General features: G+C 68.7%; 2 pseudogenes. Both read left to right on the top strand.

Annotated features, from left to right (window positions below):
• A pseudogene (locus AX709_RS17250) lies at positions 1-185 on the top strand (hypothetical protein); the annotation flags it as partial.
• Positions 182-383: pseudogene (locus AX709_RS17245) on the top strand (cytochrome C); the annotation flags it as partial. The pseudogenes AX709_RS17250 and AX709_RS17245, both read left to right, overlap by 4 nt.

The raw sequence follows: 383 nt of genomic DNA, 5'->3' as shown, positions 1-383 counted from the left end.
CCCAGAACAGGGCGGGGATCGCCGCGGCGCTGGCCGATACCGAATTCGCGATCCGTGCCGAAGAGGCAACCAACTCCCTGTTCACACGGTGGCGGATCCTGCACATCCTGCTGGGCTGTCTCATCTTCGCGCTGCTCGCGCTCCATGTCGGCGCGGCGCTCTATTACGGGCTGCGCTGGCTATGAGCTGGCAGCGTCTTTCCTACGCCGTCTTCATCGCAGCCCTGCTGGTGATGGTCGCCGCGGTCGCAATCCGGATGCGATCGGACGCGCCGAGGGATGCCGGCCTGGTGGCGCAGCTCGTCTCGCCCGGCCCGCTCTCGAGCGCGCACCAGTCCTTCGCCGGCCAATGCACGGCCTGCCACACGCCGGGCAAGGGCGTCG

Source organism: Sphingomonas sp. CCH15-F11 (genome assembly GCF_001557005.1).
Lineage (GTDB): Bacteria > Pseudomonadota > Alphaproteobacteria > Sphingomonadales > Sphingomonadaceae > Sphingomonas.
The sequence above is the reverse complement of the archived record's forward strand: the minus strand, read 5'-3'. Positions and strand labels throughout refer to the sequence as shown.